The organism is Pseudomonas sp. (assembly GCF_050739775.1).
In the GTDB taxonomy this organism is placed as follows: domain Bacteria; phylum Pseudomonadota; class Gammaproteobacteria; order Pseudomonadales; family Pseudomonadaceae; genus Aquipseudomonas.
Genome location: NZ_JBOICA010000077.1, coordinates 1 through 10,245, shown reverse-complemented (window position 1 = coordinate 10,245; position 10,245 = coordinate 1). Strand labels below are relative to the sequence as shown.

The window sequence follows — 10,245 nt, the reverse complement described above, 5'->3', positions numbered from 1 at the left end:
GGCCCTACCGGGCCAGCCGCCTTTTGCTTTTCAAAATGTCAGCGCCGCTGCAGACCTGAAGCCATGCACTTCATGTTTGCTGCGCGACAGCGCAGCCCGGAGGGCTGGGTGATCTCCCACAGGGATATCGCAACACCTGTAGGAGCGGGCTGGCCCCGCGATGCGGTCGTCAGGCGCCCATTGCCTCGCGGATATCCGCCGCCAGTTCACGCACCCGCGCCTCATTGGTGTCCCACGAGCACATGAACCGTGCACCACCGCTGCCAATGAAGGTGTAGAAGCGCCAGCCCTTGTTGCGCAAGGCTTCCAGGGCAGGCTCGGACATCTGCAGGAACACCCCGTTGGCCTCCACCGGGAACATCAGTTCGACGCCCGGCACGTCACGCACCAGCTCGCTGAGCAACTGTGCGCAACGGTTGGCGTGGGCGCCGTACTTGAGCCAGGCGCCGGTCTCCAGCAAACCGACCCAAGGGGCGGATAGGAAACGCATTTTCGAGGCCAGCTGGCCTGCCTGTTTGCAGCGGTAGTCGAAGTCTTCGGCCAGCTTACGGTTGAAGAACAGGATCGCCTCACCCACGGCCATGCCGTTCTTGGTACCGCCAAAGCACAGCACATCGACGCCGGCCTTCCAGGTCAGCTCGGCCGGCGAGCAGCCGAGGTAGGCGCAGGCGTTGCTGAAGCGGGCGCCGTCCATGTGCAGGTTCAGGCCCAGCTCCTTGCAGGTGGTGCTGATGGCCTTGAGTTCGTCGGGGCGGTAGACGCTACCCACTTCGGTGGCCTGGGTAATGGTCACCACCCGCGGCTTGGGATAGTGGATGTCCTGGCGTTTGAGGGCGACTTCGCGGATCGATTCGGGGGTCAGCTTGCCAGCCACGCTACGGGCGGTGAGCAGTTTCGAGCCGTTGGAGAAGAACTCCGGGGCGCCGCACTCGTCGGTCTCGACGTGGGCGGTCTCCGAGCAGATCACGCTGTGATAGCTCTGGCACAGCGACGACAGCGCCAGGGAGTTGGCGGCGGTGCCGTTGAAGGCGAAGAACACTTCGCAGTCGGTTTCGAACAGCTTGCGAAAATACTCGGCAGCACGCGCGGTCCATTGGTCATCGCCATAGGAACGGTCGTGACCCTGGTTGGCTTTTTCCATGGCGGCCCAGGCTTCCGGGCAAATACCTGAGTAGTTGTCGCTGGCGAATTGCTGGCTTTGATCTGTCATGACACTGTCCTGTGAACGACGCAGGTGAGCACTCTAAACCAAGAAATGCGGCGTCGACTATACAAAGCATCGCGGGGAAAGCCTGCTTCCACAGGTTCTGCACAACCCTGTGGAGCGGGCTTGCCCTGCGATGAGGCCGCATGTCGTAAACGCACCTTTGCGTGGCGTCCGTAGGCATCTGGGCTGTCTGCGTCGGTCATACCATCGCTGAAAAGGGCAATTGCCCGACAAGAACCGATGCCGCTGCCGGGAGAGATGCGATGTTCAGCAAGCAAGACCAGATCCAGGGTTACGACGATGCACTGCTGGCGGCGATCAACGCCGAAGAGCAACGCCAGGAAGATCACATCGAACTGATCGCCTCGGAAAACTACACCAGCAAACGCGTCATGCAGGCCCAAGGCAGCGGTCTGACCAACAAATACGCCGAAGGCTATCCGGGCAAGCGCTACTACGGCGGTTGCGAGCATGTGGATAAAGTCGAGCAACTGGCCATCGACCGCGCCAAGCAACTGTTTGGTGCCGACTACGCCAACGTCCAGCCGCACTCCGGTTCATCAGCCAATAGCGCCGTGTACCTGGCCCTGCTGCAGGCCGGCGACACCATCCTGGGCATGAGCCTGGCCCACGGCGGTCACCTGACCCACGGCGCCAAGGTGTCGTCCTCAGGCAAGCTGTACAACGCCGTGCAGTACGGCATCGCTACCAACACCGGGTTGATCGACTACGACGAAGTCGAGCGTCTGGCCGTGGAACACAAGCCGAAGATGATCGTCGCCGGGTTCTCGGCCTACTCGAAAACCCTCGATTTCCCACGCTTTCGTCAGATCGCCGACAAGGTCGGTGCCTACCTGTTCGTCGACATGGCCCACGTTGCCGGCCTGGTTGCGGCCGGCCTGTACCCGAACCCGCTGCCCTATGCCGATGTGGTCACCACCACCACCCACAAGACCCTGCGCGGTCCACGTGGCGGCCTGATTCTGGCGCGCAGCAACGAAGAGATCGAGAAGAAGCTCAACGCCGCGGTATTCCCCGGTGCCCAGGGCGGCCCGCTGATGCACGTGATCGCAGCCAAGGCGGTGTGTTTCAAAGAGGCGCTGGAGCCGGGCTTCAAGACTTATCAGCAGCAGGTGATCGACAACGCCCAGGCCATGGCCAAGGTGTTTATCGAACGCGGCTACGATGTGGTCTCCGGTGGTACTGACAATCACCTGTTCCTGGTCAGCCTGATTCGTCAGGGCCTGACCGGCAAGGATGCCGACGCTGCTCTGGGCCGCGCCCACATCACCGTCAACAAGAACGCCGTGCCGAACGATCCGCAGTCGCCGTTCGTCACCTCTGGCCTGCGTATCGGCACCCCGGCGGTCACCAGCCGCGGCTTCAAGGTTGCCCAGTGCGTGGCGCTGTCCGGCTGGATCTGCGACATCCTCGACAACCTCGGTGATGCCGACGTCGAGGCCAATGTTGCGAAGAGCGTGTCGGCACTCTGTGCAGATTTTCCGGTTTACCGCTGAGTGGTCCAGGAGTGAAGACTATGCAACGTTACTCGGGCTTCGGCCTTCTCAAACACTCGCTCAGCCACCACGAAAACTGGCAGCGCATGTGGCGCACGCCGACCCCGAAAAAGGTCTACGACGTGGTCATCGTCGGCGGTGGCGGGCACGGCCTGGCCACGGCTTACTACCTGGCCAAGGAACACGGCATTACCAACGTTGCAGTGGTCGAGAAAGGCTGGCTGGGCGGTGGTAACACGGCGCGCAACACCACCATCGTGCGTTCCAACTACCTGTGGGACGAGTCGGCGCACCTCTATGAGCACGCCATGAAGCTCTGGGAAGGCCTGTCCCAGGACATCAACTACAACGTGATGTTCTCCCAGCGCGGCGTCTACAACCTCTGTCACACCCTGCAGGACATACGCGACTCCGAGCGCCGGGTCAGCGCCAACCGCCTCAATGGCGTGGACGGCGAGTTGCTCAATGCCCAGCAGGTAGCCGAAGAAATCCCTTACCTGGATTGCTCGAAAAACACCCGCTATCCGATCCTTGGCGCCACTGTGCAACGGCGCGGCGGCGTAGCCCGTCACGACGCTGTGGCCTGGGGCTATGCGCGTGCCGCCGACGCCCTGGGCGTGGACCTGATCCAGCAGACTGAAGTGATCGGCTTTCGCAAGGAAAACGGTGTGGTCATCGGTGTCGAGACCAACAAGGGGTTTATCGGTGCCAAGCGTGTCGGTGTGGTTACCGCCGGCAACTCCGGGCACATGGCCAAGCTCGCCGGTTTCCGCCTGCCGATCGAATCGCACCCGCTGCAGGCGTTGGTGTCCGAACCGCTCAAGCCGATCATCGACAGCGTGATCATGTCCAACGCCGTGCACGGCTACATCAGCCAGTCGGACAAGGGCGACCTGGTCATCGGCGCCGGTATCGACGGCTGGGTCGGTTACGGCCAGCGTGGCTCGTACCCGGTGATCGAACACACCCTGCAGGCCATCGTCGAAATGTTCCCGATTCTCTCCAGGGTGCGGATGAACCGCCAGTGGGGCGGCATCGTCGACACCACCCCGGACGCTTGCCCGATCATCTCCAAGACCCCGGTGAAGAACATGTTCTTCAACTGCGGCTGGGGCACCGGTGGCTTCAAGGCCACCCCGGGCTCGGGCAACGTCTTCGCCGCCAGTCTGGCCAAGGGCGAAATGCACCCGCTGGCCAAACCTTTTTCCATCGACCGTTTCCACAACGGTGCACTGATCGACGAACACGGCGCCGCCGCTGTCGCCCACTAACAGGAGAAATCCCCATGTTGCATATCTTCTGTCCCCACTGCGGCGAGTTGCGCTCCGAAGAGGAGTTCCATGCCGCAGGCCAGGCGCACATTCCGCGGCCACTGGACCCCAACGCCTGCTCCGACGAGGAGTGGGGCGACTATATGTTCTTTCGCGACAACCCCCGTGGCCTGCACCACGAGCTATGGATTCACGCAGCCGGGTGCCGCCAGTACTTCAACGCCACCCGTGACACGCTGACCTACGAAATTCTGGAAACCTATCCGATCGGCACCAAGCCGCAAGTGACCGGCAAAAACACCAGCCCGCAGTTGGCAGTCAGTGGTCAGGGAGAAAAGGTATGAGCCAGGTCTATCGCCTGTCCAACGGCGGTCGTATCGATCGCAGCAAAGTCTTGAACTTCACCTTCAACGGCCAGACCTATCAGGGTTACGCCGGTGACACCCTGGCCGCCGCGTTGTTGGCCAACGGTGTGGATATCGTCGGGCGCAGCTTCAAGTACTCGCGCCCACGGGGGATCATCGCCGCAGGTTCCGAAGAGCCGAACGCCATCCTGCAGATCGGTGCTACCGAAGCCACCCAGGTGCCTAACGTGCGTGCCACTCAGCAGGCCCTGTATGCCGGCCTGGTGGCCACCAGCACCAACGGCTGGCCGAGCGTGAACACCGACGTCATGGGGATTCTCGGCAAGGTCGGCGGCAAGCTGATGCCACCGGGCTTCTACTACAAGACCTTCATGTACCCGCAGTCGTTCTGGATGACTTACGAGAAATACATCCGCAAGGCTGCTGGCCTGGGTCGCGCGCCGCTGGAAAACGATCCGGACAGCTACGACTACATGAGCCAGCACTGCGACGTGCTGGTGGTCGGCGCCGGCCCTGCCGGGCTTGCTGCGGCACTGGCCGCAGGGCGCAGCGGCGCGCGGGTGATCCTCGCTGATGAGCAGGAAGAGTTCGGCGGCAGCCTGCTTGACAGCCGTGAAAGCCTCGATGGTAAACCGGCTGCCGATTGGGTTGCCGCTGTGGTCGCCGAGCTCAAGACAATGCCGGAAGTGACCCTGTTGCCACGGGCCACGGTCAACGGTTACCACGACCACAACTTCCTCACCATTCACGAACGTCTGACAGACCACCTGGGCGATCGTGCGCCGATCGGCACCGTACGCCAGCGCATGCACCGGGTTCGCGCCAAGCGTGTGGTGCTGGCCACTGGCGCTCACGAGCGTCCACTGGTGTATGGCAACAACGATGTGCCGGGCAACATGCTGGCCGGTGCGGTTTCCACCTATGTGCGTCGCTATGGCGTGGCGCCGGGCCGTAACCTGGTGCTGTCGACCAACAACGACCATGCCTACCGCGTGGCGCTGGACTGGCATGATGCCGGCCTGAAAGTGGTCGCCATCGCTGACGCCCGCCACAACCCACGCGGTTCACTGGTGGAGGAAGCACGGGCCAAGGGCATCCGTATCCTTACCTCCAGCGCGGTGATCGAATCCCGTGGCAGCAAGCATGTAACCGCTGCCCGCGTTGCCGCCATTGACGTCAAGGCGCATAAAGTCGCCAGCCCGGGCGAATGGCTGGAGTGCGACCTGGTCGCCACCTCCGGCGGCTATAGCCCGGTGGTGCACCTGGCCTCGCACCTGGGCGGCAAACCGATCTGGCGTGAAGACATCCTCGGCTTTGTGCCGGGTGAGGCACCGCAGAAGCGCGTGTGTGTCGGTGGCATCAACGGTGTGTTCGCCCTCGGCGATACCCTGGCAGACGGTTTCGAAGGCGGTGTGCGCGCTGCAACCGAAGCGGGCTTCAAGGCTGTGCTGGGGACTATCCCGAAAGTCCTGGCGCGTCAGGAAGAGGCCACGCTGGCACTGTTCCAGGTGCCCCACGACAAGAACACCGCACGGGCACCGAAGCAATTTGTCGACCAACAGAACGACGTCACCGCTGCCGCCATTGAGTTGGCTACGCGCGAAGGCTTCGAGTCGGTCGAGCACGTCAAACGCTACACCGCGCTAGGCTTCGGTACCGACCAGGGCAAGCTGGGCAACATCAACGGCCTGGCGATTGCCGCCCGCTCCATGGGCATCACCATCCCGGAAATGGGCACTACCATGTTCCGTCCCAACTACACGCCGGTCACCTTCGGCGCCGTGGCTGGCCGGCATTGCGGTCACCTGTTTGAGCCGGTGCGTTTCACCGCGCTGCATGCCTGGCACCTGAAAAACGGCGCCGAGTTCGAAGACGTTGGCCAGTGGAAGCGGCCGTGGTACTTCCCGCGCAATGGCGAAGACATTCATGCCGCCGTGGCCCGTGAATGCAAGGCGGTACGCGACAGCGTCGGCCTGCTCGATGCATCGACCCTGGGCAAGATCGATATCCAGGGCCCGGACGCTCGCGAGTTCCTCAACCGCATCTACACCAACGCCTGGACCAAGCTGGACGTGGGCAAGGCCCGCTATGGCCTGATGTGCAAGGAAGACGGCATGGTCTTCGACGACGGCGTGACTGCCTGCGTCGGCGAAAACCACTTCATCATGACTACCACTACGGGTGGCGCGGCGCGTGTGCTGCAGTGGCTGGAGATCTACCAGCAAACTGAATGGCCGGACCTCAAGGTGTACTTCACCTCGGTCACCGACCACTGGGCGACCCTGACCCTGTCGGGTCCGAACAGCCGCAAGCTGCTCAGTGAAGTGACCGATATCGACCTGGACAAGGACGCCTTCCCGTTCATGACCTGGAAGGAAGGTCTGGTCGCTGGCGTGCCGGCGCGGGTGTTCCGTATCTCGTTCACCGGTGAACTGTCGTACGAGGTCAACATCCAGGCCAACTACGCCATGGGCGTACTGGAGAAAATCGCCGAGGCTGGCAAACAGTACAACCTCACCCCTTACGGTACCGAGACCATGCACGTACTGCGGGCCGAGAAGGGCTTCATCATCGTTGGCCAGGACACCGACGGCTCGATGACCCCAGACGATCTGAACATGGGCTGGTGCGTGGGCCGTACCAAACCGTTCTCATGGATTGGCTGGCGCGGGATGAACCGCGAAGACTGCGTGCGCGAAAACCGCAAGCAACTGGTCGGGCTCAAGCCGGTCGACCCGACCAAATGGCTGCCGGAAGGTGCGCAACTGGTGTTCGACCCGAAACAACCGATCCCGATGGACATGGTCGGTCACGTGACTTCCAGCTATGCCAGCAACTCCCTGGGTTACTCCTTCGCCATGGGTGTGGTGAAAGGCGGGCTCAAGCGTATCGGCGAGCGGGTCTACTCGCCCCAGGCTGATGGCAGTGTGATCGAAGCGGAGATCTGTTCCTCAGTGTTCTTCGATCCGAAGGGCGAGCGGCAGAACATCTAGAGCAACGAATCGCTCCCACAGGAACTGCATTCACATTCGAATTTCAAGATAGGTGCCCCATGAGCACGATCAACGTTTACCAGCAACGCCCCGGCAACGACGCCAAGGCCGAGTCGCCACTGCACCACGCCGATCTGTCCAGCCTGGTCGGCAAAGGCCGCAAGAACGCCGGGGTGACCCTGCGTGAGCACAAGTTTCTCGGTCATCTGACCCTGCGCGGTGACGGTCGCGATCCAGCTTTCGCCGGGGGCGTATTCAAGGCCCTGGGCCTGGAGCTGCCAGTGGCGCTGACCGTGGTCGCCAACGGCGAAATGTCGCTGCAGTGGCTGGGGCCGGATGAATGGCTACTGATCGTCCCCGGTGGACAGGAGTTCGCTGTCGAGCAGAAATTGCGCGATGCCCTCGAAGGCCAGCATATCCAGGTGGTCAACGTCAGCGGCGGGCAGACCCTGCTGGAACTGAGCGGCGCCAATGTGCGCGAAGTGCTGATGAAATCCACCAGCTACGATGTACATCCAAACAACTTCCCCGTCGGCAAGGCCGTGGGCACGGTGTTCGCCAAGTCGCAACTGGTGATCCGCCGTACCGGCGAGGAAACCTGGGAACTGCTGATACGCCGCAGCTTCTCCGACTACTGGTGGTTGTGGCTGCAGGACGCGGCAGCCGAATACGGTTTGAGCATCGAGGCTTAGGGAGAGTCGTCATGAGCCGAGCACCGGATACCTGGATTCTCACCGCTGACTGTCCGAGCCTGCTCGGCACAGTGGATGTGGTGACGCGTTATCTGTATGAGCAGCACTGCTACGTCACCGAGCACCATTCGTTCGATGACCGGCTGTCCGGGCGCTTCTTCATTCGCGTGGAATTCCGCCAGTCGGATGACTTCGACGAAGCGAGCTTTCGCGCCGGCCTTGGCGAACGGGGCGAGGCCTTCGGCATGTTGTTCGAGCTGACGGCGCCCAAGCATCGACCGAAGGTGGTGATCATGGTTTCCAAGGCCGATCACTGCCTCAATGACCTGCTCTATCGTCAGCGCATCGGGCAGTTGAGCATGGATGTTGTGGCGGTGATTTCCAATCATCCGGACCTGGAGCCTCTGGCCCAGTGGCACCGCATTCCCTACCACCACTTCGCCCTTGATCCACACGACAAACCGGCGCAGGAGCGCAAGGTGCTGCAGGTGATCGAAGCGTCCGGCGCGGAGTTGGTGATCCTTGCCCGCTACATGCAGGTACTGTCGCCGGAACTGTGCCGCAAGCTCGATGGTTGGGCGATCAACATCCATCACTCCCTGTTGCCTGGCTTCAAAGGCGCCAAGCCCTATCACCAGGCCTACAACAAGGGGGTGAAGCTGGTGGGGGCCACGGCTCACTACATCAACAACGACCTCGACGAAGGGCCGATCATTGCTCAGGGCGTGGAGGCGGTTGATCACAGTGACTATCCGGAAGACCTGATCGCCAAGGGCCGCGATATCGAGTGCCTGACCTTGGCGCGGGCGGTGGGGTATCACATTGAGCGGCGGGTTTTCTTGAACGCCAACAGGACAGTAGTGCTCTAGCGGGCGCTAAAGATTTACCGAAGATTCCAGTAATACAGCGCCGCCCCTGGGCAGCGCACTTTGCACCGCTACATAACAACAAACTTTAGCGAGGTAAAAGCATGTCTGGTAATCGTGGTGTGGTGTATCTCGGCGGCGGTAAGGTCGAGGTGCAGAAAATTGACTACCCGAAAATGCAGGATCCGCGTGGCAAGAAGATCGAGCACGGGGTGATTCTCAGGGTGGTCTCCACCAACATCTGTGGTTCCGACCAGCACATGGTCCGTGGCCGTACCACTGCCCAGGTCGGTCTGGTGCTGGGTCATGAGATCACCGGCGAGGTGATCGAGAAGGGCCGGGACGTGGAAAACCTGCAGATCGGCGATCTGGTCTCGGTGCCTTTCAACGTTGCCTGTGGCCGCTGCCGCTCCTGCAAGGAACAACACACCGGGGTGTGCCTGACGGTTAACCCGGCCCGTGCCGGTGGCGCTTACGGCTATGTCGACATGGGCGACTGGACCGGTGGCCAGGCCGAATACGTGCTGGTGCCTTACGCCGATTTCAACCTGCTGAAACTGCCTAACCGCGACAAGGCCATGGAGAAGATCCGTGACCTGACCTGCCTCTCCGACATCCTGCCGACCGGTTATCACGGTGCGGTGACTGCCGGTGTTGGTCCCGGCAGCTCGGTGTACATCGCCGGTGCCGGTCCTGTGGGCCTGGCTGCGGCCGCTTCGGCACGCCTGCTGGGCGCTGCGGTAGTGATCGTCGGTGACGTCAACCCGGTGCGTCTGGCCCACGCCAAGGCCCAGGGGTTCGAAATCGCCGACCTGTCCCAGGACACCCCGCTGCACGAGCAAATCGCCAACCTGCTGGGCGAGCCGGAAGTGGACTGCGCGGTCGACGCCGTGGGCTTCGAGGCCCGTGGTCACGGTCATGCCGGTGCCAAGCATGAAGCGCCGGCTACCGTACTCAACTCGCTGATGGGCGTGGTACGCGTTGCCGGCAAGATTGGTATTCCCGGCCTCTATGTCACTGAAGATCCAGGGGCGGTGGATGCTGCCGCGAAGATCGGTAGTCTGAGCATCCGCTTCGGTCTGGGTTGGGCCAAGTCGCACAGCTTCCATACCGGGCAAACCCCGGTGATGAAGTACAACCGCCAACTGATGCAGGCGATCATGTGGGACCGCATCAATATTGCCGAGGTGGTGGGCGTGCAGGTGATCAGCCTGGATCAGGCGCCTGAGGGTTACGGCGAGTTTGATGCGGGTGTGCCGAAGAAATTCGTCATCGATCCGCACAAGCTGTTCAGCGCGGCTTAAGGCCATCGCGGGGCAAGCCCGCTCCCACCG

Annotated in this window: 8 protein-coding genes; 7 read left to right on the top strand and 1 reads right to left on the bottom strand. The window is 62.1% G+C overall.

Annotated elements, in window-relative coordinates; all coding sequences use genetic code 11:
- Window positions 1-169: 169 nt before the first annotated feature.
- Window positions 170-1,210 (bottom strand): low specificity L-threonine aldolase, encoded by a 1,041-nt coding sequence (locus ACRESH_RS23780; RefSeq protein ID WP_431744274.1) that lies wholly within the window; start codon window positions 1,208-1,210, stop codon window positions 170-172.
- 260 nt (window positions 1,211-1,470) lie between these two features.
- Here ACRESH_RS23780 and ACRESH_RS23775 point away from each other — a divergent pair, with 260 nt between their 5' ends.
- From ACRESH_RS23775 to fdhA, 7 genes are all read left to right on the top strand, one after another.
- Window positions 1,471-2,724 carry a serine hydroxymethyltransferase gene (locus tag ACRESH_RS23775; RefSeq protein ID WP_431744273.1) on the top strand — a complete coding sequence of 418 codons (1,254 nt, stop codon included), beginning with the start codon at window positions 1,471-1,473 and terminating at the stop codon, window positions 2,722-2,724.
- 20 nt (window positions 2,725-2,744) lie between these two features.
- Window positions 2,745-3,995: a sarcosine oxidase subunit beta family protein gene (locus tag ACRESH_RS23770; RefSeq protein WP_431744272.1), complete on the top strand. Its 1,251-nt coding sequence runs from the start codon at window positions 2,745-2,747 to the stop codon at window positions 3,993-3,995.
- 14 nt (window positions 3,996-4,009) lie between these two features.
- Entirely contained in the window at window positions 4,010-4,339 is a 330-nt protein-coding gene (locus ACRESH_RS23765) for a sarcosine oxidase subunit delta (protein ID WP_431744271.1), read from the top strand.
- Window positions 4,336-7,353: a sarcosine oxidase subunit alpha gene (locus tag ACRESH_RS23760; protein ID WP_431744270.1), complete on the top strand. Its 3,018-nt coding sequence runs from the start codon at window positions 4,336-4,338 to the stop codon at window positions 7,351-7,353. The genes ACRESH_RS23765 and ACRESH_RS23760 overlap by 4 nt, the downstream gene beginning before the upstream one ends.
- A 59-nt stretch (window positions 7,354-7,412) precedes the next feature.
- Window positions 7,413-8,045 (top strand): sarcosine oxidase subunit gamma, encoded by a 633-nt coding sequence (locus ACRESH_RS23755; RefSeq protein ID WP_431744269.1) that lies wholly within the window; start codon window positions 7,413-7,415, stop codon window positions 8,043-8,045.
- A gap of 11 nt (window positions 8,046-8,056) precedes the next feature.
- On the top strand, window positions 8,057-8,914 hold the full coding sequence (purU, locus tag ACRESH_RS23750) for a formyltetrahydrofolate deformylase (protein ID WP_431744268.1): 858 nt from the start codon (window positions 8,057-8,059) through the stop codon (window positions 8,912-8,914).
- Window positions 8,915-9,015: 101 nt separating this feature from the next.
- Complete coding sequence (gene fdhA, locus ACRESH_RS23745) at window positions 9,016-10,215, top strand: formaldehyde dehydrogenase, glutathione-independent (RefSeq protein ID WP_136474137.1); 1,200 nt, start codon at window positions 9,016-9,018, stop codon at window positions 10,213-10,215.
- Window positions 10,216-10,245: the final 30 nt, after the last annotated feature.